The organism is Desulfoglaeba alkanexedens ALDC (genome assembly GCF_005377625.1).
GTDB lineage: Bacteria > Desulfobacterota > Syntrophobacteria > Syntrophobacterales > DSM-9756 > Desulfoglaeba > Desulfoglaeba alkanexedens.
Genome location: NZ_CP040098.1, coordinates 1,964,578 through 1,988,604, shown reverse-complemented (window position 1 = coordinate 1,988,604; position 24,027 = coordinate 1,964,578). Strand labels below are relative to the sequence as shown.

25 protein-coding genes and 3 pseudogenes are annotated in these 24,027 nt (G+C 56.9%); 14 read left to right on the top strand and 14 right to left on the bottom strand.

Annotated features, from left to right (window positions below):
• Positions 1 to 185 precede the first annotated feature (185 nt).
• The 11 genes from FDQ92_RS16265 to FDQ92_RS09005 all read left to right on the top strand — a co-directional run bounded on the left by FDQ92_RS16265 (position 186) and on the right by FDQ92_RS09005 (position 9,629).
• The gene (locus FDQ92_RS16265; RefSeq protein ID WP_137424347.1) at positions 186 to 350 is read left to right on the top strand and encodes a benzylsuccinate synthase gamma subunit family protein; all 165 of its coding nucleotides are present in this window, start codon (positions 186 to 188) and stop codon (positions 348 to 350) included.
• A 27-nt stretch (positions 351 to 377) separates the two neighbouring features.
• Positions 378 to 2,879: a pyruvate formate lyase family protein gene (locus FDQ92_RS09050; protein WP_137424346.1), complete on the top strand. Its 2,502-nt coding sequence runs from the start codon at positions 378 to 380 to the stop codon at positions 2,877 to 2,879.
• 165 nt (positions 2,880 to 3,044) lie between these two features.
• Entirely contained in the window at positions 3,045 to 3,269 is a 225-nt protein-coding gene (locus tag FDQ92_RS09045) for a hypothetical protein (RefSeq protein ID WP_137424344.1), read from the top strand.
• Positions 3,270 to 3,549: 280 nt separating this feature from the next.
• A complete protein-coding gene (locus FDQ92_RS15500) occupies positions 3,550 to 3,744 on the top strand; it encodes a hypothetical protein (RefSeq protein ID WP_211341230.1) in 195 nt (64 codons plus the stop codon).
• 492 nt (positions 3,745 to 4,236) lie between these two features.
• Positions 4,237 to 5,082, top strand: a complete 846-nt coding sequence (locus tag FDQ92_RS09035) for an AAA family ATPase (protein WP_137424340.1) — start codon at positions 4,237 to 4,239, stop codon at positions 5,080 to 5,082.
• Between the two features lie 166 nt (positions 5,083 to 5,248).
• Positions 5,249 to 6,829: a vWA domain-containing protein gene (locus FDQ92_RS09030; RefSeq protein ID WP_211341229.1), complete on the top strand. Its 1,581-nt coding sequence runs from the start codon at positions 5,249 to 5,251 to the stop codon at positions 6,827 to 6,829.
• Between the two features lie 50 nt (positions 6,830 to 6,879).
• Entirely contained in the window at positions 6,880 to 7,269 is a 390-nt protein-coding gene (locus FDQ92_RS09025; RefSeq protein WP_137424339.1) for a hypothetical protein, read from the top strand.
• 19 nt (positions 7,270 to 7,288) lie between these two features.
• A complete protein-coding gene (locus tag FDQ92_RS09020) occupies positions 7,289 to 7,702 on the top strand; it encodes a pyridoxamine 5'-phosphate oxidase family protein (protein WP_137424337.1) in 414 nt (137 codons plus the stop codon).
• Positions 7,703 to 7,815: 113 nt separating this feature from the next.
• Positions 7,816 to 8,088, top strand: coding sequence for a MoaD/ThiS family protein (locus FDQ92_RS09015; protein ID WP_137424335.1), 273 nt, complete (start codon positions 7,816 to 7,818; stop codon positions 8,086 to 8,088).
• An 88-nt stretch (positions 8,089 to 8,176) separates the two neighbouring features.
• A complete protein-coding gene (locus tag FDQ92_RS09010; protein ID WP_137424333.1) occupies positions 8,177 to 8,698 on the top strand; it encodes a hypothetical protein in 522 nt (173 codons plus the stop codon).
• 49 nt (positions 8,699 to 8,747) lie between these two features.
• A complete protein-coding gene (locus tag FDQ92_RS09005; protein WP_137424331.1) occupies positions 8,748 to 9,629 on the top strand; it encodes an AAA family ATPase in 882 nt (293 codons plus the stop codon).
• Between the two features lie 311 nt (positions 9,630 to 9,940).
• On the opposite strand, the gene bioD is transcribed toward FDQ92_RS09005, so the two are convergent.
• The 9 genes and pseudogenes from bioD to FDQ92_RS08960 all read right to left on the bottom strand — a co-directional run bounded on the left by bioD (position 9,941) and on the right by FDQ92_RS08960 (position 17,262).
• A complete protein-coding gene (gene bioD, locus FDQ92_RS09000) occupies positions 9,941 to 10,663 on the bottom strand; it encodes a dethiobiotin synthase (protein WP_137424329.1) in 723 nt (240 codons plus the stop codon).
• Positions 10,641 to 11,795 (bottom strand): aminotransferase class I/II-fold pyridoxal phosphate-dependent enzyme, encoded by a 1,155-nt coding sequence (locus FDQ92_RS08995; protein WP_137424327.1) that lies wholly within the window; start codon positions 11,793 to 11,795, stop codon positions 10,641 to 10,643. Before FDQ92_RS08995 ends, bioD begins: the two co-directional genes overlap by 23 nt.
• Positions 11,765 to 12,217: a hotdog family protein gene (locus FDQ92_RS08990; protein WP_137424325.1), complete on the bottom strand. Its 453-nt coding sequence runs from the start codon at positions 12,215 to 12,217 to the stop codon at positions 11,765 to 11,767. The genes FDQ92_RS08995 and FDQ92_RS08990 overlap by 31 nt, the downstream gene beginning before the upstream one ends.
• A gap of 5 nt (positions 12,218 to 12,222) precedes the next feature.
• Positions 12,223 to 13,455, bottom strand: coding sequence for a beta-ketoacyl-[acyl-carrier-protein] synthase family protein (locus FDQ92_RS08985; protein ID WP_137424323.1), 1,233 nt, complete (start codon positions 13,453 to 13,455; stop codon positions 12,223 to 12,225).
• A gap of 8 nt (positions 13,456 to 13,463) precedes the next feature.
• Positions 13,464 to 14,006, bottom strand: coding sequence for a phosphopantetheine-binding protein (locus FDQ92_RS08980; RefSeq protein WP_170180268.1), 543 nt, complete (start codon positions 14,004 to 14,006; stop codon positions 13,464 to 13,466).
• A gap of 124 nt (positions 14,007 to 14,130) precedes the next feature.
• Positions 14,131 to 14,877, bottom strand: a complete 747-nt coding sequence (locus FDQ92_RS08975) for an SDR family NAD(P)-dependent oxidoreductase (RefSeq protein ID WP_137424319.1) — start codon at positions 14,875 to 14,877, stop codon at positions 14,131 to 14,133.
• Positions 14,874 to 15,167: a hydroxymyristoyl-ACP dehydratase gene (locus FDQ92_RS08970; RefSeq protein WP_137424318.1), complete on the bottom strand. Its 294-nt coding sequence runs from the start codon at positions 15,165 to 15,167 to the stop codon at positions 14,874 to 14,876. Before FDQ92_RS08970 ends, FDQ92_RS08975 begins: the two co-directional genes overlap by 4 nt.
• Positions 15,164 to 16,551 (bottom strand): annotated as a pseudogene (gene bioA, locus FDQ92_RS16260) (adenosylmethionine--8-amino-7-oxononanoate transaminase). Before bioA ends, FDQ92_RS08970 begins: the two are co-directional and overlap by 4 nt.
• Before the next feature lie 339 nt (positions 16,552 to 16,890).
• Entirely contained in the window at positions 16,891 to 17,262 is a 372-nt protein-coding gene (locus FDQ92_RS08960; protein ID WP_137424316.1) for a hypothetical protein, read from the bottom strand.
• Between the two features lie 711 nt (positions 17,263 to 17,973).
• Between FDQ92_RS08960 and FDQ92_RS08955 the strand changes: the two genes are divergently transcribed.
• The 3 genes from FDQ92_RS08955 (at position 17,974) to FDQ92_RS08945 (ending at position 20,060) form a co-directional block, all read left to right on the top strand.
• Entirely contained in the window at positions 17,974 to 18,555 is a 582-nt protein-coding gene (locus FDQ92_RS08955) for a DUF1638 domain-containing protein (protein WP_137424314.1), read from the top strand.
• 72 nt (positions 18,556 to 18,627) lie between these two features.
• On the top strand, positions 18,628 to 19,335 hold the full coding sequence (locus FDQ92_RS08950; protein ID WP_137424313.1) for a Crp/Fnr family transcriptional regulator: 708 nt from the start codon (positions 18,628 to 18,630) through the stop codon (positions 19,333 to 19,335).
• A gap of 77 nt (positions 19,336 to 19,412) precedes the next feature.
• On the top strand, positions 19,413 to 20,060 hold the full coding sequence (locus tag FDQ92_RS08945; RefSeq protein WP_170180267.1) for a flavodoxin family protein: 648 nt from the start codon (positions 19,413 to 19,415) through the stop codon (positions 20,058 to 20,060).
• A gap of 43 nt (positions 20,061 to 20,103) precedes the next feature.
• On the opposite strand, the gene FDQ92_RS08940 is transcribed toward FDQ92_RS08945, so the two are convergent.
• The 5 genes and pseudogenes from FDQ92_RS08940 to FDQ92_RS15495 all read right to left on the bottom strand — a co-directional run.
• Positions 20,104 to 20,418, bottom strand: a complete 315-nt coding sequence (locus FDQ92_RS08940; protein WP_137424309.1) for a hypothetical protein — start codon at positions 20,416 to 20,418, stop codon at positions 20,104 to 20,106.
• Between the two features lie 35 nt (positions 20,419 to 20,453).
• A complete protein-coding gene (locus tag FDQ92_RS08935; protein WP_137424307.1) occupies positions 20,454 to 20,954 on the bottom strand; it encodes a DNA methyltransferase in 501 nt (166 codons plus the stop codon).
• Between the two features lie 1,351 nt (positions 20,955 to 22,305).
• A pseudogene (locus FDQ92_RS16500) lies at positions 22,306 to 22,801 on the bottom strand (DUF1156 domain-containing protein); the annotation flags it as partial.
• A 102-nt stretch (positions 22,802 to 22,903) separates the two neighbouring features.
• Positions 22,904 to 23,449 carry a hypothetical protein gene (locus FDQ92_RS08920; RefSeq protein WP_137424302.1) on the bottom strand — a complete coding sequence of 182 codons (546 nt, stop codon included), beginning with the start codon at positions 23,447 to 23,449 and terminating at the stop codon, positions 22,904 to 22,906.
• Positions 23,442 to 24,017: pseudogene (locus tag FDQ92_RS15495) on the bottom strand (HD domain-containing protein); the annotation flags it as partial. The pseudogene FDQ92_RS15495 and the gene FDQ92_RS08920, both read right to left, overlap by 8 nt.
• Positions 24,018 to 24,027 lie beyond the last annotated feature (10 nt).

Sequence of the window (24,027 nt, the reverse complement as noted above, 5' to 3'; positions counted from 1 at the left end):
CGTTAGGAATGGAGGCCCCACATGGTTCCGGTAGAGAACGATGGCTGACCGCCTGGTTCTGTACTGACGATTCCTGAGGCTGCTCTCGCGGTGCCGATGGGGGGAAGCCGGTGCAATCTATTTGGATAAACCTGGGCAATGGGTATGTGGATGGAGCTGGAGGAGAAAAAGAAAGGAGGAATCAAATGCCTACATGTAAAGAATGCAAGAATTATTTTCCTCAGGAAGATGATGAATCGATGGGCGACTGTGTTCAGCGGGTAGTGGATCCCAGGCAGGCATACTACAGGGCCAAGCCTGTGGCGGCTGACCAGGACGCCTCGAAGTGCAGCCAATTTGCAAAGAGGTAATCGATATTCTACTAAGGAGGAATTACAATGGCACAGGCAGCTGAAGCAAGACAGGACATCGAACAACTGAAAGAGAGCCAGCAATGGTGGAAAGTGGCCGAAAAGCTGCGCAGCCCGCGGCTGGACTATCTGCGCAAGGCGGTTTGGAAAAAGGGCGCCATAGGTGGAGCGTATGCTCCTGGCATAAAAATTGAGATTATGCGCAATATCCTTTTCACCGAGTCATGGAAGGAAAACGAGCGTGATCCCATTATGATGCGCAAAGCCAAAGCGCTCGCCCATGTCTGGCGGAATATACCGATATTTATCACCGATCACGCTCAGCTTGTAGGCTATGTCGGGAGTGCCCCCAATACGTTGGGGATGTGGCCTATTGAGGGCGCAAGCATGGTGAACGAAGAGGCGTACAACGAAGAGGGCGTTATTCCGGAACCTGAAGAGGAATCGCTCAAGATTATGGCTGATCTCAACAACTACTGGGCGGGAAACACGGCTATCGACCAGGTTGCGAGGCTGCTTGACCCCGAGGACGCGGTAAAGTTCATGAGTGGAGCGATTGGTTGGGGTGTGCCCACCTCGGCCTATGGCTACTCCGGGAAAGACTATGAATATATCTTGACGGGAAAGCGCGGGTTCGAAGATATCATGGAGGAAATAGAAGCCAGGTTGGACGAGGCGCAAGAGATTGTCCGTGGAACACCTGGGCCTGAGCTTTTACCCTACTACGAAAAAATCCAAAACTGGGAGGCGATGCTGATCGTCCTCGAAGCGGCCGTCGACTGGGCACGCCGTTACGCCCGGCTGGCTCGCATTATCGCGGAGAACTTCGAAAGCGACCCCAAACGCAAAGAGGAGTTGCTGGGCATAGCCGAAACCTGTGAAAGGGTGCCCGCAAAGGCGCCGAGGTCGCTGCAGGAATCGCTGCAAATGGACCATTTCATCCAGATCCTCGCGCGGTACGAGGCATACGAGGGTGCGTGGCCTGCCCGGCCGGACTACTATCACGGGCCGTTCTACGACAAGGATGTCAACATCGAGAAGAACCTGACCCATGAACAGGCACTGGAGCTGGTGGGCGAATTCCTCATCCGGGCATACGAACTCGGAGGGTTTGCTCCACGTTGGACCAGGGAAGGACTGCAAGGGATTACCGGCACATGGGTGTGGACTATTGGCGGCGTCAAGCCGGACGGCACCGACGCGTGCAACGATTTGACAAGAGCGTTTCTACAAGCCGCCAGGCTTGTCCGGGTGGCCAACCCGACGTTCGCCTTTCGCTGGCATCCCAAGGTCCCCGACGACATCATGCGCGAATGCTTCGAATGCATCCGGCACGGGCTCGGTTATCCTTCCATGCGTAACGATCCGATCCTTGTGCAAAATGCCATGTATTGGCATGGGCATCCCCTGGAGGAAGCGAGAACATGGGTCCACCAGGCGTGTATGTCGCCGTGTCCGACGACAAAGCATGGTTTTCAGCCGTTCCGTATGGCCTCTGCGACCGCGAATTGCGCCAAGATGATCGAGTATGCTCTGTTCAACGGCTATGATCCCGTTGTGAATATGCAAATGGGTCCCAAGACGGGAGATGCGAGGAAGTTCAAAAGCTTCGACGAGCTGTTTGAAGCCTGGGTGAAGCAGATGGAGTGGCTCACCAATACGCTTGTGAGAACGGTCAATCTCGGACGGGTAAAAGATCCGGAGTTTTATGGAAGACCGTTTCTTTCAGCCATTTCCGAGCGATCGGTGGAACAGGGCACTGACATTGTGAACCCTGAAGGTGAGCGCGGCAACAGCTGGGTTACGGGGTTTACCTGGGTCGAGAATGCCGACAGTCTTGCTGCCGTAAAAAAGCTTGTCTTCGACGAGAAGAAATACACGATGGATCAATTGATCGACGCTTTGCAGGCCAACTGGGACGGTTACGAAGAAATGCGCCTGGATTTCGTGCGGAATGCTCCCAAGTGGGGAAATGACGACGACTATGTGGACCAGATCATGGTGCGTTGCCTTGAAGAGGTTGCCAGGCATTCGAAAGAGCTGAAAGATCCCACTGGGAATCCATGGCCGCTTTTACCTGAGAACGTAAGCGGGAATATCCACTATGCCAACATCGTTGGGGCCCTTCCCAACGGCCGCAAACGCGGCGACGCGCTCTATGACGGTGGGATCTCGCCCGGTCCGGGGCTTGACAAAAAGGGGCCTACCGCAGTGCTCAAATCCTGCGGCAAGTTCGACCATGTGCGCCACGGGCGTGCCTTCCTCCTCAATCAGCGCCTTTCCCCGACCCAGCTCAAGGGTGAGCAGGGTTATCAGCTGTGGAAGGCCTACATGCGGACCTGGGCGGACCTCGGTCTGGACCACGTACAGTTCAACATGGTCGATGACGCCACGCTTAGGGCGGCGCAGAAGGACCCCGAAAAGTACCAGGAAGTGATCGTCCGGGTTGCCGGCTACAGCGCCCATTTTGTGGACATCAGCCGCAAGACCCAGGACAATATCATTCAGAGAACCATTCAGGGTCTGTAAAGGGATGATTGGCCCGATACGGCGGATTACCTGCCGTATCGGGCATTCAAATTCGTAAGATGCGTCCATGCCTCATCGGCTGGTGTGAGTTTATGAACGACCGGTGCTTGAATATCTCGCAAGGAGAATGAGGCGGGCAAGCCATCGAAGAAGAGGAGAAATTTTATGAAATGTCCAGCTTGTGGGTTTGAGGCTCCAGCAAATAAATTCCGTTATCTCTACAATGCTCGGATTGACGACCCTTTGTCTATGCGCCAATGTATAAAGTGCGGCGAAGTAATCGCCGTGAACGAGCTCAAGGGAGAGGCGGTGCAAATCGTCAAGCCCGGAGATGCGCCGTGGGGTAAATCCGCCGGTATAGAGGGTGTTACAGCATCTGTGCTGGACTAGGTTTTTTGTCAACCGGGCTCGGCATTCCGGGTGCCGCGAGAAGAGGGAAGCGCCCGCATGCGGCTTCTCCCGGACGGGCCGTTTATGGAGGTGTGATATGGCTGCAAGGGAAAAACGATCCTCCCGGCGGGGTCAATGGGAGGAAATGCGGAAGGGTTTGACGGGCGAGCAGTCGAAGAAGGGCTTCGAGGAGCGGGAGAAACTGCCCGAGAAGGCTTGCGGGAAATGTAAGCACTTCTCCGAGAACGCATGGGCCTCTGATGGAAGGGGATTCTGCGCGGTGCTGAAGGTCGGAAGCAACCTTGCCGCGGACCCGCCGGTGTGCGTTCTTGAAGGGGATGCCGGGATGATGACCATGTTCAACATGGATGCTTCCAGGTGTCCCTATTACGATCAGCTGGAATTTATTGACACGGATGCCACTGAATGCGCGGATCCGCAATTCCGGCGTGCCCAGAGGCAATTCAAATCGTAAGACCTGTTCGTATCGCCGGGGGCTTCACGCCCCCCCGGCTGCACGCGGGAGATTCAAAATGAACCTTACATGTAACAGATGCGGATTCACGGCCGAATACATCGAGTTTAGGTACTTGTGCAAGGCGGGCTGACCGGCTTGCGGAGAGGCCGACCTCCGCGAGTGTCCCAGGTGTGGGAACCATTGTAATTTCTCGAGGAATGAGGCCCTGGAACAAGAGCAGGAAGAGATGAAAGAGATGTCGAAACGTCTCGCGGCGATTACAGCATGCAGCGGTCCCGAGGCTCTGGGCGAAGCGCGGGAGATTATGCGGAAGCTCAAGCGCATGAATCTGAGGTGGAACATATCGGCTCTCGATGCATTCCTCAAAACTCGGCGGCAGGAGCTTTTTCCGCAGGATTATGGGAATTAGAGCCACGGCGAGGGATCGGCCATGGATAATAAGAATAAAGGCTTTGTGCGGACAAATTCAAAGAGGAGGAACCCAACAAAATGACATTCGATCTTTCCAGCCTCGTTCCCGCGCCGGAAGAGCACTTTTTCCTGCCAAACAGTGTGGTGGAGAATCTGGAGCGGATTGCCATGCTTTCGCAAAGGCATCCTGTGAACGTGCTGGTCGCCGGCAAGCAGGGGTGTGGCAAATCGACTCTCGTGAAACAGTTCGCTGCACGCAACCGGCGGCCGCTTGCAACCTTCCAGATCGGGATCCTTTCGGAGCCGGGTCAGCTTTTCGGCGAGCACCGCTTAAAGGACGGAGAAACCTACTACCAGCAGTTTTTGTTTCCACAAGCCATTCAAACCCCGGGCTGTGTGATCCACCTGGAGGAAATCAACCGCCCCGAGCATCCGAAGGCGCTTAACATGCTTTTTTCCGTCCTGGCCGAAGACCGGAAGGTCTGGCTGGACGAGCTTGGACTCATACGGGTTGCCGACGGTGTCGTCTTCATGGCTACCCTCAATGAGGGAGAAGAATTCGTAGGTACGGAGTTATTGGACGCCGCCTTGCGGGATCGTTTCTATGTCACCGCCATGGATTACTTGCCTGTGGATGTCGAAACAAAGGTTCTCCATTACAAGACCGGAATTCCTGAAGCGGAAGCACTGACAATCGTCAATGTGGCTAACAAGCTGAGGAGCAATTCGAAGGACCCGATGGTCGTTTCGACCCGCCACACGCTCATGATCGCCGAAATGGTGGCAGTGGGGGCATCCATCGAAGACGCTTTCGTTTACAGTCTTCAGGCGGGTAGAGACTTACTGGAGTCTATTCTGCTTTCGCTCCATGTGCAATTGGGGAAAAAAGATGCGCGCACCGAAACCGGTTATCAAATCTACTGATTGGTTCAAGCCGGCAATGGCTAAAATCCCGGGGCCCACCGCCGGAGACGATGCGAGGCGGTTGGACCGGCTTATCGATGAGGCGGGGGCCGCCGGGCTCTCCCGGTACTGGCGCAGGAACATATCCCAGCTCGAATCCTCGGAACTGGCCTATGCACTCCGGGCATTGGAGAAGGTTGCCGGGCACGTTGGCCATAACGTCGGGCGCATAGAATGGGCTGGTATGTCGAGGGACGACACGGACGTCATCGTGCTCGATCCGGGCCTTATCATGGGGGACTATCCGATTCCCGCCTCGATGTTCGACTATCTGGTGGGCATTGTGGTCCATGAAGCCCTTCATCGAAAGGAATGGACGGAGCTGGTGTGGAAGAAGTCGCATGAGGCGACCTCGGACATGCCGGTACGGGAAAAGATCGCCTTTCACAAGATTGTCTATACCGGGGAAGATATTTATGTGGATCTCTTTTCCCAACGGAACATCCTTGGTGAGTACGTCCGGCTTGCCCGCGAGGTGGAGCTTCGCCAGGAGGAGCCGTTTCTTGGGGATATTGCTGTCAGTCTGGACAGGCTTGTGCACCATTGGCGGCGGAGCGCCTTCGAACAAAATAAATCGGCGGGCGTTGAACAAATGGATCAGGTGCTGCGCCTCCTCCATGAGTCGACGGGGGAACTTCGGTCCATCGGGTTTGCGTCGGGGGGAGTTGTCAGGCGATGTGAACTCAGGGCGCGGCTGTACCTTGAGACCTGGAAGAAAATCGCGCCCCATGTGGAGGGATGGAAAATCCTCGACATGTCGCTTTTATGGTATCCACGGGACGGTTCCGAAAAGGTGCGTCCAATCAGGAGAAAAAGAAAGGTTCAGACCCGCCTTTCTGCCAATCTGGCTCAAGACATTGAGGAGAAGCTCGCCGCCCATTCAGCGGACATAACGCCCATTATTCGCAAGGTGGCCGGCGCGGACAATCCCGACGTCGTTCCCACGTCCCGGTGGGATTTCAATAATCCGATCAGCCCGGTCGTCGATCCTAGAATGATCGGGCGCATTCAAGGTGTGCTCCAAAGCTACGCGGAACGTGTAACGGTGTTTAACCGGGGACTTACTTCAGGAAGAGTGGATCGTCGGAGGCTGCATAGAGCGCCGGTGAATGGGCGATGCTTTTTCGACAGGCAGGCGCTGCCCAATCTTGACTGGAATATTTGTCTGTTGGTTGATGCCAGCGGCTCCATGGCCGGAGCACGCTGGAGGATGGTGGAAAGTATTCTTGCCACTCTGCACAAGGCCTTTCATGGTTTCCGCAACAGGCTTCAGGCCTTCGGGTATTTCGAGGTGGACGGGGTTTGCATGCTCTCCAGCCTGCTCGACGGCAAGCGCGTACTTTCAATACCTCCGAGCGGTCAAACGGCGTCTGGACAAGCCCTCATTGCCGCTGCTTACTTCATGCCCAAGGATGCCAGGAGAAGGTTTATTATCCATGTGACGGACGGGGAGTCGAACTTCGGATGTGACGTCCAAATTGGAATCGATCACTGCCTTGCGGAGAGGATTCATCTTGTGACCCTTGGGGTCGCCTGTAAGGACCGTGAGGCAATGGTGGAGCAGTACGGCAACGGAATTCAGTTTCTCGATCATTTCGGCCAGTTACCCGGCGCGATTGAACATCTTCTCAAGTGGACGCTTCTGGGCGAAGCAAAAGCGCTTATGGCCGGTTCTCGCCCGGTAAGGCAGAAGGCATCTGTTGTGTGAGTTTGACCGATTGGGATCAATCGGGGGGAATTGACAGAAGGAGATCGACGATGAAAATGTTCAGTGAAGAGTGGTTCAATGCAGTGGTGGATGCGCTGAAGGCGGATGACGAGTTCCAACGGAAAGGCGAAGGATTTGACAGCGGGCTGCACCTCAAGGTTCTGAAAGATCCTAAAGGCGGTGCCGATAAGGACATGGCTTTCGGAATGTGGCTCCCCAGCGCGGAGCCGAACTGGTACGGACCCAGACCGGACGAGGATGTCGATATTATTCTGGAGGGCAAGGCAGGAACCTTCAAGGAAGTTTTCGCGGGGAAAAAGAACGTCGTGATGGCTCTCACAATGGGATCGCTTAAATTGAAGAAAGGCTCCGTCGCCAAGCTAACCGGCAACTTGGGAGCAGTGAGCAGATTCATCGAAGTGGTGGGTTCCGTGTCATAGACCGGAGGAGGTGGCGAGGATGAGCAAGCTGAGTGAAAAGGCCAGCGAGTACCTGTCGCGGGAGGAAAGGTTGAATGTGCTGAGCACATCCAACAAGGCTGGGGAGAACAACATAGCGGTGTTCGGCTCCGTGATGGCCGTCGACGATTCCACTGTGATGCTCATGTTGGGGGAAAACACGACGTGTGCCAACCTGCGCGAAAATCCGCGTGCGGCGCTCCTGGTTTACGTACCTGGAAAAGGTGGCTTACAGGCCGAGGGATGCCGCGTTTACCTGCGGTTGCGCGCGATGGAGGACACTGGAGAGCGTTTCGAGCAGATTAAAGCCGGGATCCGTGCCAGAGTGGGTGATGCGGCGGACATGCTCAAGCATCTTGCGATCTTCGAGGTCCTCAAGGTGAGGCCCATTATTGATCTGGGCCAGGAAATCTAACAACGGTTCGGCGCTTCAGAGTAGAGGCGTACGCAGGTTTCGTGCTGCGGCTTCGTCTTCCTCTGCCGCAAGCCCGTTGTTCATGGTTGATCTCTTTCGGCCGGGAGTTGGCGATGGCGGTGAAAGTGAGGGTCCCAGGCTCTCTCAGAAAATGGTTCGATGGCAAGGATGTGGTTACCTGTACGGGCAGTAACATTGCCGAGTGTATTGAGGATCTCAACGTCGCTCATCCTGGCATATGTGACCGGCTTATTGACGAAGAAGGGGCAACGGGGCGGGTGTTGATATTTCTCAACGGGGACAATATCGGTTCTTTGAACGGCCTGCAAACGACCGTCGGTGACGGGGATGAAATCTCCATCATCCCCTTGGCGGCTGGTGGATGAGCCAACCCAAAAGGGTTGTGGTCATATAGCGTTTATGCAACAGGTGTAAGCGAAATCCCCTGACGGTAGCGAGGACGACGCATATTATATGATAGTCGATGACCCCCGATCACACTTTATCTTTGTGTATCATCCCGACATTTTCCGGGGTAAAAAGTACACGGTCTACAACGGACGCGACCTCACCAACGGTGAAATGCTGGCGTTCTGGGGAAAGTGGATTGTGCTGGGCGATAGGTTGTGGCTCGATGAATTGGCTCATAAGCTGAATCCGTTTGTAGAGAGGGGAACAATACCCTGTATCAAATATGATCGTCGTCCGTCGGTCAACCTGGGTATCGAAGAGTGTGTCATGATGGTTTACTGCGACCGGCGAGACAGGGAAAAGGTTTGGCGGATACTCAGCGGCTTCGGCGTTCAGCTCAAAGCCTGGGTTACGGAAAAGGAAACCATGGAGCTGTGGATGCCGGGAGGACGATTGCTGGAGCGTTGGATCAGATCGAAAGGCTTCGATGAGGAGACGGCCGCCGCCGCTAGAGAGGATGCCCGAATGAGACTCGGGCGCATTTTCGATCATCCGGACGAAATATTTGAGCCATGGGAACAATAAGGGCGGTGTGAGCCACATTTTCAGCTTCTAACGCGAGGTCATTGTTGTGATGTCTTCGGAAAAGCATTTACGAATACCCAATCTCGATCCGGATTTTTTTATTCTTGAACGAGACAGGGTCAATCTGGAACGGTTCGCGCGGCTTTCAGAGCGGCATCCTGTCAACATAATGGTGACGGGAAGCCAGGGCTGTGGCAAGTCGTCCCTCGTAAGGCAGTTTGCCGCTATTTACGGGAGACCTTTGGCTACGTTCCAGGTGGGGCTCCTGGCCGAATCGGGACAGCTCTTCGGCCAACAGAGGCTCCAATCCGGTGAAACCTATTTCAAGGAGTTTCTGTTCTCCAAGGCCATACAGACTCCGGGTTGCGTGATACATCTCGAGGAAATCAACCGCTCCGAGACGCCTCATGCCTTGAACGAGCTTTTTTCCGTGCTTTCCGAGGATCGCAGCATCTGGATCGATGAGCTGGGAACCGTAAAGGTGGCGCCCGGAGTTATATTCTTCGCCACCATGAACGAGGGAGAGAAGTTTACCGGGGTCGAGGAGATCGACGCGGCTCTGAGGGACCGGTTCTATTATATTCAGCTCGAGTACTTGCCTCATGAAGTTGAAAAGCAGGTCTTGGTGAGAAAGACGGGATTATCGGAGTCCGGAGCAGACCGGATCTTGAATGTGATCAACCATATCAGGACCAATGAGCAAGCCGGTGTCAGCGTTTCCATAAGGCACAGCCTGATGATTGCGGAACTGGTTTCTTTAGGGGCCTCTTTGCGCGAGGCGCTCGTCTACAGTCTCCAGATTTCCAGGGATGCTCTCGAATCCCTGCTTCTATCGGTACACGTTCAAACGCAGGATACGGAAGCGGAGTTGGACCGATATGTCGTGTATGTTCCCGAGAGCTCCCCGGCTACGGAAAAGGTTTTCCAATGAAAACATACTCTCTGTACTGGCGAAAAAACACTTCGAAGGATGAGGCGGTCGAGCTCGCCCTTCCACCTTTTACAATAATTTATCCTGGAATGAGTGTTCCATCATCATAGGCAGAGAGGCCTTGGAGAAGTTCAGGATATACGGGTTGCGCACCGGGGCGGACGGACTCTGGCGGGGGGTTCATCGGAAGCCGGTTTGAGGGGCACGATGGTCTCCTTTCGTTGGGCGATTTCAAGGCCTTAAGGGCTGCTCCCCGCCGGGGGCGGAAATCTCTATCCGCCCACGGGTCACAGGCTGGGGCGGGCGGGGGATCAAGGCGAGAACCGTTCCCGGGTAAACATGCGTCTCAGGATTTCGAAGCACTCCCCCGGCGGGTTCGAGAAATCCGGAATCCGGGGAATGACTCCCGCCACGCGGATCCCGCCGAAATCCCGGACGGCTTCCATGTTTTCCTCGACCAGGTCCCTGGGGGTGCAGGGGTCGAAGGGGTCGATGAACACAATGCCCAAGGGCTCGAGGTTCCTGGCTCGAAGGACCTCAAGGGTAAGGAGCGTGTGATTGATGGTTCCCAGGGCGGATCGGGCGGCGAGGACGGGCCGGGCACCCGTTTCGGCCGCCAGGTCGATCCCATGTTGGGTGGAGGTCATGGGAACCAGGATCCCACCTGCCGCCTCGAGCACCAACGGGGAGTGATCAAGCCGTTTTTCCTCCACCACCTTTCGAATCACCCGGGGATCGATGGTGCATTCTTCGTTGCGGGCGGCAAAGTAGGGCGCCTTGGGCTCCCGGAAGCAATAAATCACCGATTCGGCCGGGTCGCGACTCCGGAGAGCCTCCACGTGTTTGTAGACGAACCGTGCGTCGCTGTCGGTGTCGTAAGGGTCGCGGCATCCCGTCTGGACGGGTTTGAGGTAGAAGGGTTTGAGACCTTTGGCAAAGAAAAACTGCATGAGAAGCAGGGATAGGACGGTCTTGCCGATACCCGTGTCCGTCCCCACCACGAAGAGAATTTCAGGTTCTTGATTCGAGCTCATCGCAGATTCTCCTCACTGTGTCCACAAACAGCCGGATGTCCTCTTCCCGGTGCAGGGCCGTCATTCCGATCCGGATAATGGCCTGTTTCAAGGGCACCGTCGGGTACCGCGCCGGAAGAGCGTAGATCCCGTTTTCGAGGAGCTTTCGGGACACCCGGACCGCCTTGTTTTCGTCTCCGATCTCGAGGGCCAGGATGTGGGCGTCCCCGGAGACTTTGAAACCCTCCTCACGGAGTCTCCGTCGCATGAGTCGGCTCATATCGGCGAGGTGGGACCTTCTGTCTTCGCTCTTTTCGACGATGTCGAGGAGGTCCAGGGCCGAGGCGGCGTGAGCCTCGGGAAGAGTCGTGGTGTAGATAAACGGGGAGCAGAAGTTGAAAAGATAGTCCTTGAACAGCCGGGGAAGGAGCACGAACGCCCCGAACAATGCGAAGGCCTTGCCGAAGGTCCCCAGGGCAACGTCGGCCACCTCCCGGGCAATGCCCTTGCCCCGGGGGCCCAGGGCACCGAAGGAATGGGCCTCGTCCACCACCGCGATAAACCCGTATTTTTCCTTGAGTCGGCCCAGGCCGGCGACGTTCAAAAGATCGCCGTCCATGCTGAAAAGAGACTCTGTGAGGACCGCGACCTGCGGATGGCCGCAGCTCTCGAGTCTTTTGGCCAGGTGATCCATGGAATTGTGGTTGTAGCCGTAAAAGGCGGCTCCGCTGAGGGTCATCCCTTTCACGCTGCTGGCATGGATGTGCTTGTCGAAAACGATGGTATCTCCTTTTTCGAACAAAGTGGACAGGATTCCCAAGTTGGCCTGGTAGCCGCTGGGGAAAAACACCGCCGCTTCGTACCCGAAATAGGAGGCATAGGCTTCCTCCGCCCGGTTGATGACGGAGTAATGGCCCGAAACCAGGCGGGAAGAAGAGGACGAAGAACCGAATTTCCGAAAATTCTCGGCGACCTGTGTTCCGGCGATTTCCGTGGTGCTCAGTCCCAGGTAGTCGTTGGAGGCGAAGTTCAGGACTTTCTTTCCACCCAGCAGAAGGAATCGGTCCTCTCTGCCGTCGAATTCGGGAGGGTCTCGATAAAGCCCTGATTTCTTTTGTAGATTCAGCCGGTTTTCATATCGCTTCGCAAACATGAAAAGATCTTTCCGTAATGAGTTTGAAGAAGGTCTTTCTTGAAACGATGGTCGTATGCGACAGTGGAAAAGAGAAAGTCTCCCCCCCAGACAACCAGGTCATCCCTCCGGGCCTCGAGATGATGAGCATACGAATGAGCGCTGCCGGCTCGCAGTTCGCCGAAAAGACGATAGGAGCCCCGGATGGTTGAGCCCGTCGGGATTGTGCAGGACTGGATCTTCAGCAGGAAGGCGTGTTTCCTGAAATCGTTCAGGAACCGCACATGATAGGCCCCCAGCTGCGCCAGGGCTTCAATCCCCAGATAGGCGGAGGCACCGTGGAAGGTCTTTTCCCCGACGATTTTCCGGGCGTCGACCTCTAGGATTCGATCCAGGAGGACAAAGCCCGTCTGCATTGACCGAATCACCAGGGGGTTCTCCACGGTCTCTATTCTCCTCGGGCATGGGGCTCGTAGCGCCGGATCACCAGGGCTGCGTTCTGTCCCCCGAATCCGAAGTTCTGGATGATTGCCGTTCGACAGGACAGGCTTACTTCGAGGTCTAGAAATCGGACCCGGGGGTTGCAGGGGGCCCGGAGGTTGCGAATCCCGGGAAGGTAGCCATCCCGCATGCAATGGAGGGCGATCCCGAGTTCGAGGGCGCCGCAGGCCGATGCAAGGTGGCCGATCCAGGACTTCAAGGCCACGATGGGAGGCGAACCCTCGGGGTACAGTTCTTCGATGAGCCGTGCTTCCACTTCGTCGTTGAGGGGCGTCGAGGTCCCGTGGGAAAAGACCACGTCGATTTCAGACGGCGCAACCCGGGCTTCCCGTAATGCCTTCTGCACGGCTCTTCTTGCCCCTTTCCCTTCCCTGTCCGGCGCCGTCATGCTGTAGCCGTCCAGGGAACTCCCGTAGCCGCAAACCTCCGCCAGTATCGGCGCATTCCTCCTCCTGGCGTGTTCCAGTTCCTCAAGGAGGAAGAAGGCCCCGCCCTCTCCCGGAACGAAGCCGGCTCGATCCGCATCGAAGGGGCGCATGGCCCGGTCCGGGGGAAAGGCCCCGACACACAGCGCGTGGGCCTTCTTGTAGGCGAGAATTCCTCCGGGGCTTAATCGAGAGTCGCCCCCACCGGCAAAGGCAAGATCCAGGTGTCCCTCTCGAATACGCCGAAATCCTTCGCCGATGGCCTGGAGAGACGCTGCACAGGCGGTGGTGACGGTAAGATTCTCGCCGTGGATTTGAGCCAGCTTCGAAATGACGGAGGCGGCCGTATTGGGCAGGAACCGCAAAATCCAAAGGGCTTGGAGATCGGGCCGGTCCAGCTTTCCTTCCGCAACCGACGGGAATTCGCCGCCGATATCCAGGTTCGGACCCACCCCCACAAAGAGCCCTGCTCCCGAGCGTTCCTCGCCGGCGATCCCGCACTCGCGAACGGCAATCATGGCCGCAGCCGCGGCAAAAAGAGCTCCCCGGTGGAGGTACCGGCTGTCTTTGCAGGGTCCCAGAAAAGACTTGGGACGAAAGCCCTCCACGGGGCAGACCGCGACCTGCGGGTCTGCGCTCGATCGCCGAAAACCGACCCTGCCTTCCTTGAGGCTCTCGAGAATCCGGCCGGGGGTGTCTCCAAGGGAGGAAATAACGCCGGAAGAACTGATGACGACGCGTCGTTTCCCGGACATAGGACGATCTAACGGGACCCCGCTGCAGTCCGACTCCCGACTTGCGCCGAAAGGAGAGGCAGGAGCGGGTCGCGTTCGTCCGCCGGGGCGCCGTGTAAGCGATAAGCCACATAGCAGATCAGGTCTTTGAGCTTGACCGCGGGGCCCCGCTCGAGGTCCGAGATGATCTCTTCAACTCGATCCCGGGACAGGAAGGGATACTTTTCGGCCAGGTAGTCCGCCGGCTTAAGGTCCTTCTGTTGGGCTTCCATCAGGTGGAGGCGAAAGTTCTTGAGAAACGCCTCGTCGTCTTCCACCTGGATTTTGAAGCGGTAGCTCATGGCTACCGCGATCTCGATAAGGTCGATGGATTCTGCACCCAGGTCGCGTATGAGGTAGGTTTCGGGGGTCAGTTCCGTATCTTCCAAGTCCAGAATCTCGGTGAGTATCCCTTGAATCGATTCGAAGAGTTCCATGCACGCTTCCTTTTTACTTGGGTGCGGATCTTTTAGAACGACATACAGGGTGAGCCTCTGAGGTAGATCCAGATGGCCCTGAAGCAGCAAGCGCATCAGCTCCGTTTCCCCTCGTTCCCAAGCTCCAGCTTGGGAACGGCCCCACCGAAGCTGGAGCTTCTGCACAGTTGTGTTCCCAAGCTGGAGCTTGGGAACAAGAAGCAAAAGATCTGCACCCTTTTCACTTTCCGGACGAGAGTCCGCCATCCATGGTTACAACGGTGGCATTCAGGTTTCGAGCATGGTTTGAAAGGAGAAAGAGAATAGTTCGTGCAACTTCTTCTCCTTCCAATGCCTTTCCCGTGGGGATTTTCCGCGAAACTTGATTTCCTTCCCTTTCCAGGTAGGCCCTGCCTCTGCCTGCGCGGACGTACCCCGGCCTGAGGATCACCGTGGTGACGCCGCGTCTTGCCAGTTCGAGCCCCACGCTGCGATACAGGGCTTCGCACGCCAGCTTGGACGCCGCGTAGAATCCCTGTCCCCGGTTGGGATTTTCGGCGGCCCCGGAGGACACGAAGACCATTCTTCCCTTCCTGCGGCGCAACATAATCCTGGCCGCCCTTTTGAGGAAACAAGCCCTTGAAGACACGTTCTCTCTGAAATAATGTTCTACGATATCGTCGTCCGCCGCCGCCACCAGCTGCTCATAGTCGCCGTGGGCAAAATCCACGGTGAAGTCCAACGGGGCCTCCCCCCATGAATCCAAAAGCGCCTCGAGGGTTGTTCTGTCGGCCAAGTCCAGGCGGCGTGAGTCATAGCGGCCGGGGAGGTCCTCGAGTCCGCGGACGATGCGATCCCGACCCGCCTCGTTTCGATAGGTGAGGATCGGCCGAAGCGAGTCGCCGATCATGGCCCTTGCCAGCTGCAGGGCCAGCTCACAGGAACCGCCCAGGATCAGGGCCAGGGTCCCGGAGTATTCCAAGGTCATCTTTTCAGCGATCCCGTCACCAGATTCTTGTCCTCGGAGGACAGAAAACAACGCAAGGTATCCCCGCGGATCTCCACCCGGTAATCGTAAAGACCGGGGGCGACAAATTCCCGAAATCGAAAATTCTCGACGACGACTTCCGAGCCCAGGAAACCCATACCCCCCGCGATCTCCAGGAAAGCCCCCACCACCAGGCTCCCGGGTACCACGGGTCGATCCGGGAAATGCTCGGCATAGATGGGGTCTGTGGAGTCAAAACGAAGACTGCCGGTCCGAACCTCTTCCTTCACAGTCCTTTTTCTCCCCTCGGTTCCGTGGCCGCTCGAACCGACTCATATACAACGGCGCAGAGGGTGTCGATCTCTTCCCTGGAGATGGCAAGAGGGGGCATGAGCACCACGACGTCCCCCAGGGGGCGAATGATGACTCCCCGTTTCCTCGCTTCGAGGATCACCCGGTGGCCCATCCTTTGCTCAGGCGGGTAAGGTTCCTTGGTTGCCTTGTCGGCTACCAGCTCGATCCCTACCATGATCCCGCACTGGCGCACGTCTCCCACATGAGAGAGGGAACGGAAGGCCTCGAGGTTTTGCGCCAGGTGGGAGATTTTCCCCTGGAGGGAATCCAGCACGTTCTCTCGGCGGAAAACTTCCAGGCCGGCCAGGGCCACCGCGCATCCCAGTGGGTTTCCCGTGAAGGTATGGCCGTGAAAGAAGGTCTTGAATTCTTCGTATTCCCCAAGGAACCCTTCGTAGATTTCTTCTCTTGCCAGAGTCGCCGCCAGGGGCAGGTAGCCCCCGGAAAGGCCCTTGGCCAGGGCCATGAAGTCCGGCGTCACCCCTTCCTGTTCGCAAGCGAACATCGTTCCCGTCTTTCCAAAGCCCACGGCGACTTCATCGGCAATCATGAAGACCCCGTAGCGGGTGCACAGTTCCCGTACCCCACGCAGGTAGCCTCGAGGATGCACCAGGATGCCCGCAGCCCCCTGGACCAAGGGCTCGACGACCACCGCGGCGATCTCATGAGCGTGCTGCCGGAGGATTTTCTCCATTTCCAGGAGGCAGTCCATGGAGCACGAACCGGGGGACTTGCCCAGGGAACACCGGTAGCAGAAAGGGGAAGGAGCGCGGTAGGCGGGGAAAAGCAGCTTCCGGTACATGGAATGGAACAGGTCGATCCCCCCACGCTCACCGAACCGATCGTATCGCCGTGGTAGGAATTGGACAAACAGACGTATCGGGTTTTCGAGGGGTATCCCCGGGGACACTGCTGGTGATACTGAAAGGCCATTTTCAGGGCGATCTCGACGGCGGTGGAACCGCTGTCCGAATAAAAGACCCGGGTCAGGCCCTGGGGAGCGATTTCGATGAGTTCTTTGGCCAGTTGGATGGCGGGAACGTTGGTCAGACCCAGGAGGGTGGAGTGCGCGATCTTGTCCACCTGGTCCTTGAGAGCCCGATCCAGGGGTTCCTTTCGATGCCCATGGACGTTGGTCCACAGGGACGACACGCCGTCCAGGTACCGCCTGCCATCCACGTCCTTGAGCCAGCAGCCGTCTCCCTCCTCGATGATGACGATTTCTTCCTGAATCCAGTCGCTCATTTGGGTGAAAGGGTGCCACAGGTATTTCTTGTCGTCTTCTTCCAGTTGCCGCGTTCGCGGGGAGATGGGATCCATGGGAGCTCCAAGGCTGATTTTACGATTGAGACGATTGCCGGAAGCCGGATCGCGTTCCCAGCTTCCACGCGACTGCTCATAGCAGGAGCCGCATGTGTTGTCAACCTGAATAAATGCTCGGTTGACGACCCCCGTACATCCCCCGGGTCATCCGATTTCGGCCATGATGAAAACCCTGAGCGTGGTCCAAGGCGGCCCCGTTGATTCGTTCTTGTCGGTTTAACTCATCTTTGACAGTGGCAAAAAAGTATATCTGTGATGTCAATGACATACGACCCAATTGGAAGTTTTTGGCACTACGCTCCGTTCCGTCTAGGAGGCTGTCCGAGAATGCCGATTTCAACCTTGTTCCCAAGCTCCAGCTTGTGAACACAACGGTGCAGAAGCTCCAGCTTCGATTCCCCTGAGGCCGTTCCCAAGCCAGAGCTTGGGAACGAGGGGAACGTGGCGACCCGCGGCGGCAAGCGACACGTCTACCTGAAAGGGTAGTCCCTTCAGACCCCGGTTCAAGCCCCGGCAGCGTCGGAGCCGGGTCTTGAACCGCTCCATATCCCTGGCCCCGTCGCAGGCGACGTTCGCGGCCCGGCGGAACAGAATCTCGCTGCCCACCTCGGCGAAACGCCGCATCTTCCAACGCCGGAAGCGGCTGCGTTCTTCCTTGCCCGCCGTCCTGCGGTCCAGTTCCGCCACCTTGCGTCTGTAATTCGACATCACAGTCGGCTTTGGTCGGATAGGACTGCTTGTTGAGATAGAGCCGCGCCACATCTTCGGGTGTGGCAACCCCCGCTTTAATCCCCAGAGATTCCATTTACTCAAAAACACGGTCAACGGCAGCCAACTGGATTTTTTCGATCCAGGCGATGTAAGTATCTGCCATCTACTGGATGTTCTGATCATCGCACTTGCTCAAACGACAAAGCTCTTTCTGGCGGTCCGATACCTTTGTCGGAGTCGCTTGGTTGTACTTATGGTCCAGGGCGTGATGATTGACGGTCTTCACCGCCGCGAGGATGTCGTCGATAAAAAAACCATTGCCAGAGAATCTTTTGTAGCCGGTGCTACAGAAACGGGTTGCCCCATTAGTTATATTTCTTTCACCATCAAGATGAACCGAATGTCGAAAAGGAGGTGAGACGATATGGCAAAATGCGGCCTGTGTGGCGGCGAGGCACCCCGGCAGCCATGTATTACAACAGATGGCCGGTGCGATCTGTGCGGCAAAAAGGCGGTTCTGGCGGAAGACAAGCCGGTATCCGAGAAGGAAGCTGCGGCCACCAGGAACAAGGATTAACCGCTTTGCAGAACCGGCTGTCTGTCGTCCGGCGATTGCTGTCGCGCCAGGCAGCCGGTCTCTCGACCGAGACCCCGACAATCCGGTGGGTTGCGTCCGGGCGCCGCGGAACAGTGATTACGAGGTGAAATATGAAAACACTGGTTGCCTGCCGCATCTTCGAAGATGAACTGCAGGCCTGTCTCGGAGCGGATCACGACGTTCACATCATCTGGCTGGATGCCGCCCTGCATGCCGATCTCGATCGCTTGGCGGCGGAGCTGCGGGCGGCCATCGACACGGCCAAGGCATCCGGCGGACCGGTGCAGTTGCTGTTCGGCGGCGGCTGTCATCCGGATTTGACGGCCCTGGCCGGTAATCTCGGGATAATCGCGTCTCCCTATAAGAACTGCATTGCCTGGCTGGTGGGCGACCGGATCGGCGAACTGGAAAAGAACCGCACCATGCTCATGACCCCGGCCTGGGTTCGTGTTTGGCCGGCTATCATGGCGGCGATGGGCTGGAATGAAATCGACGCCCGCATGCAGCTGGGCCGCTACGATCGCATCCTGGTGCTGGATGTCGGTCTCAATTCGCTCACCGATGAGGAAATCATCGCCTTCTTCGACCTGGTCCAGGTGCCGGTCGAGATCCAGCTGATCGAATTGACAGAATTCTGCGACCGGCTGCGGGAGATCACCGGCTGCGGCGCCGGGAAAGTGCTTACCGAATGATCCGCGCTCGACTAGTCTAAGGCTGACGGTACGGTCTGCCGTTTGTCCCGGTCCCCAAGTGGAGAAGGCGCCATGGGTTGTCTATGCGAGGAATTGGCCGGCAAGGATATGCTTCTCAGTCCGGAGTGTATCGGCAGCCTCTGGCTGTTCGAGCATTTGGCTGGCGAGGATATCGAGGCCCTGGTGGAGGCGGCGGAACGGCAGCTGCTGGCAGCCAGGAAGCCGATCTTTTTTCAGGGCGATCCGGCCCGCCACATGTTCCTGATCAAGGCCGGCCGGGTCAAGCTCAGCAAGGTGCATGAAGATGGCACCGAGATAACCCTTGATTTGCGGCAGCGGGGCGATTTCTTCGGTGAGCAGATGCTTGCCGAGGAAACGTCCTATCCGGTGAGCGCCGTCTGCCTGGAGAAGACCCTGGTCTGTGGGTTTACCAAGGAGCGCTTTGAGGCCCTCGTTCTGGAGCGGCCCAACATCGGCCTGCAGGTTATCAGAAACCTGAGCGCCCGCATCCGGTGGCTGACCGACCGGGCCGACAGTTTTTCGTTTTCAACCCTGGAAAAACGCCTCTACCGCGTCCTGGTTACCGTGGCCCGCGAACATGGCACCGCGGTCGCCAACGGCTACGAGATTCATTTTCCCCTGACCCACGAGGACCTGGGTTTTCTCGTGGGGGCGCATCGGGTCAGCATCACCCGGGCGATGAAACATCTGAAAAATGCCGGCCGGATCATCCAGACCGGCCAGGCGCTGGTAGTCACCCTCGACGAGGAACTTGCTTGACGGGTGCGGGGTACTTGTCGGCTGGCGGATGAAGGTATCCCGCTTTCAGAACGATCTTTTATGAGAGGAGGATGACCATGCTGATCGGCTTCAATGGCAGTCCAAAGCCGGGGAGCAATACCCGCAAAATGGTTGAGCTGGTCCTCGAAGCGTCCGGCCACCCCTATAAGATTTATGACCTGGCGAAACTGAACATCAGGCCGTGCATCGGCTGCGTTAAGTGCGCCAAAGACAGCCGGTGTGTACTGCCGGATGATATGCAGCCCCTCTATGAGGAAATCAGCAAGGCCGATGGCATTGTGGTCGGCGCGACGGTCTACTTTCGCAAGGCCAACGGCTTCACCCACAACTTTCTGGAGCGGCTGTTTCCCCTGCGCCACGTCGACCCCCAGACCATGGGCATGCCCGCCGTGGCGCTGGCGGTCGGCGGCGACGAGGCGGAGGTTGTTGCCAGGGATGTCGCCTATCATCTGAAAAGCTACTTCAACTTCGAGATTGTCGACCAAATCTTCTACAACACCATGAATCCCCCCTGCTTCATCTGTGGCTACGGCACCACCTGCCAGTACGGCGGACCGGCCCGCTGGATGTCACCCGAAGAGTTTGCGCAGTTTACCGAAATTACCCCGGAGATGTTCAAGCATGTCGAGGCGGAAGCCGAGCTGACGGCGCGGTTGCGGACAGCGGGACAAAGACTGGGGGAGAGCTGCCGCCAGCCGGCCTGAAACAGCAAACGGGATTCATCAAATAATATTTCCTCGATCGAGTTCAGCAGATTTTCAATGTGGTCGCACACTCCTTTCGGGCGGACAAACGGCTGACCGGTTGTCCCAGTCTTCCCGCCGCCGTTTGTATGGTGCTTAGCATGAATTTGCAGAGCCGCTCGAAGAACTTGGCCGCATTGGCCATGCCCAGACTCTGTTTCTTGTTGTCCGGTCCGTTTTCCGGAATGAACCGCGACGCCGGGACAAGGGCCATGAAAAGATCGGCGATTTTATCAATGATCGGCTCCCACTCTCTGATCTGCGGCTCATAAGCATTTCGTGCGACGGGAAAGGTTTGCCCGACACGGATGGCGAACATTCTTCCCAGTTGCTCTTCCTGCACAAGGCCGTTGTTTATCCGGCACGCCGAAGCGCATCCACAAGAATCGCCCATCCGAGGGTGGTCTTATGGGCATACACGACGATCAGGATGCCACCAGGTTTTGTGACGCGATGGGCTTCTCGCAAAGACTGAAACAGGGTGTCCTCGTAATAGTCCCGCGCCTGCTGCTTTCCGCCCTGGCGATAAGCTGCGGCGACGCATTCCTTTTTCTTCGGCGTCAGTTGGCCGGCGAAATGCTCGGGGTAGAGAAAACCGATGGTCGGCCGCAGCCAGACGTAACAGACATCGGAAAGCTCTGAGTAGCTTTCATTGTGGTAATAGGGCGGGTCGGTGATTACCGCATCGAAGATGCCGTTGTCATATGGTAGCTCGGCGGCGGAACCGCGCATCACTACTGACGGGTTACTAAATTGGCCTTCGCGGCGCACGGCGGAAGTCATGAACGCGAGCTGGCTGAGAGCATCACCTGAGCCACCCTCAAAAATATTGACTTCAGGGCAATGCCATGTCATCAAAATGGCTTTTATTCAAGTAAGACTTTCAATCTTCTCCCAGAGGTTATTCCATCTGGCCAACCCATTGCATCGATCAGTCAAACGGCTTAACCAGACACCCATGTATGTCGTGATGGCCCCGGCCCGTTCCGGCTCCACTCCTTGGTCAAGCATTTCTTGGTAGGCACGGCGCACTTCCCGGGCCATGGTCAACAAGATGTACCTTTGGCGCGGAGTGAACGCCTGACGGAACGTCCGGATGCCGTAAAGGGTGCAGATCTTTTGCTTCTTGTTCCCAAGCTCCAGCTTGGGAACACAACTGTGCAGAAGCTCCAGCTTCCGTGAGGCCGTTCCCAAGCCATAGCTTGGGAACGAGGGGAATTCTATTTCCCCTCCCCTTGTGGGAGGGGATTAAGGGGAGGGGAATGTAACTGATTGACATACGTTAATTTTCTCACCTTCACCCCAACCCTCTCCCATCAAGGGAGAGGGGATTTTTTGACCTTGTTCCCAAGCTGTACCTTCCACCTTGTTCCCAAGCTCCAGCTTGGGAACGAGGGCAAACGAAGCTGATGCGCTTGCTGCTTCAAGGCCATCTGGATCTACCTCAGAGGGTCACCCTGGATGTCGTTCTAAAAGATCCTCACCCTGCCGTAAAGATAGCTGTTCCCTGTGGCAAGCCCGGCGTTACCGGTCGGGGGAATCTCCTCATCAAGGCTGCTCGGCCCAAGCTCGCGCTCGATCTCCGCCGCGCGGTGTTCGGACATGGCCTGATGCTCGGCCTCTATGGCCGCAAGGGATTCATCGACAAGATAGAACTTCCCTGGGCCGTCGGGATTGAGCGCAATCACGCACATGAGCTGCTGGCCGAAGCCTTTCTCGTCGCCATACCTGCGGACATAGGGACCATCAAGAGCGGTTTGGCAGAAGGGGCATGCCGTGGATGATCCCGCGCTCCCGGTGGACGGATCAAAGCCGAGCGCCGATGCGGACCGAGCTTCGACCACCTGAAAACGCATGATGCGTCTGCCCATGTCCGGTACCGGCTTCAAGGCCACGTAACCGGAGGATTTGTTCCTCAACCAGGTCTGTCGATAGAGCGGTACGGTTCCTTTGCACTGCGGATTTGGACATGGGATGGTCCGCGTCCAATAGTAGGCGACGACACAATAATCGTCGGCTGGCGTTTCATTTCCATCCCTAAGGGTTCTTTGGATCGCCTTCGGTTGCTTCCGTGCAACCGGTATGCGTGCAAGAACGTCGGACACAGCCTCTTGCGTCCGCTTCAGAATGGTTTTGCCCCACTTCTCAATGTCGTCGGCCAGCTCCGCTCCGAACTGCTGCGGGAAGGTGACGGTGCACAATTCGATGAGATAGGCGACCGGATTGAGGTCCAGGGCATGTGACTCACATCCCAGTCGGGCACCTTCAATTGGAATGGCCCCGCCGCCAGCGAACATATCCAGCACCTTCGGGCGGGGCGCTTGTCCCGCCTCGATATCCTCGACCGTAACAGTCTTGCCCGTCTCTCTGGTCAAACGCTCGGCATGGGCTTCGAGGATGTGCCTCTGGGCTTCCTTGATGACGGCAGGGTTGCCCGGATACTTGAAGAGCCGCTCGATGAACTTGGCCGCGTTGGCCCTGCCCAGGCTCTGTTTCTTGTTGTCCGGACCGTTTTCCGGGATGAACCGTGCCACCGGCACCAAAGCCCCGTACACTGCAGCCCGTCACGCCACCAGGGGCCGCCGCGCCCACCAGAGGTGAAGGGTCGAAATGTGCCCCTTGCGGACGGATTTCTCCCGGCTTGCTTTTGCCGAAATGGCTTGTATCGGCAGGAAATCCTCGATCAAGCGCCTATCGTTCATGGTCCATCTCTTTCGCCGCCCTTACCTGCGCCGCGCTTCACTTTCGCGGCAGGCAGGAGAGAAAATCTTCTATGAGTCGGTGGTCAATCCGGTGTCTCCTTGTCAATGCAGGATTTTTTGCGATTCCTCGATCATCTGATCCACTTCACGAATGGCCGCCAGCGCCTGGTCGGCTGAAATATGCGGCTTGATCTCCGACAGTTTGGCTGCCCTTTTTTCGGGTGGATCGCCTGCCCACTGCTGCCTGGTGACATAAAACGCTGTGGCCAAACGTTCCAGGTCAGCAACACCTTTGGCACCAAGTTTGTCGGCCACATAGGCAATCTTGTTTTCATATAATCCAAGTGTCCGCTGATAGTTGTTCTGAAGCTTTTTGGCCAACTCGGTTGGCATGATGGTAGGGCCATAAGGCCAGCGCGGAACCAGCCGAATCAGCCTATCCGCCCGTAGACTCGTGAGTTCATCGCGTAGGTCGAACGAAAACGGGCCGTGCTTGTACAAGATGAACTCGAACCCCAAGGGGACATCCATAAGATGCTGCACAAAGAAGGTCGCCTTTTGGGTATGCGTCTCCCCGCACCAGCTCCCCTTATCCTTCAGGTTCTGCAACAACCGCGTCATCAGCGCGGCTCGCTTCAGTCTATCCATTGTCAACATCCTCCTTTTGAGGCTCAATGATTCTATTCCGATTTTCCTTGAGCCAGTTTTCCGCCTGGTCGAGAATATTTCGTTGTGCAAAGACGTAATCCACTGAGAGCACCGGTACATTGTTAAGGACTCCTGAGACAGCGAGCGACGAGACGACGCGGCGATCGCGCATACGCACGGGGAAATCGGGCGAGCCGCCCTTCTGGGAATAGCGATCGTGCCGGAACACGTCGGCTCCGAACTGCCGACTTAAAGCGTCGAAGGTCGCCCGGCCGGCTTCCGGGTTTATTTCCACGTCGTTCGGGTTCCTTTCGTACAAGCGTTTGAAATGTTCGCGCCGCACAATTCGTCTGGCATGAGAATGACACGGCGTTTCAGAGTCAAAGGCCGCCTCGAGGAGCGCAGCATTGACTTCGTTGTCCGTAATCGATAAAAACTGCCCGATATTCGTGGAGAACACGCCACCGGGAAGCCAGTCCTTGAGAAAGTCCTTCAAATGGATGTCGTAGATCCTGCGAACAGGGTGAAAGTAGACTTGGGAATACATGAAGTACCGAGCGACCATTAAAGCCTCTGCA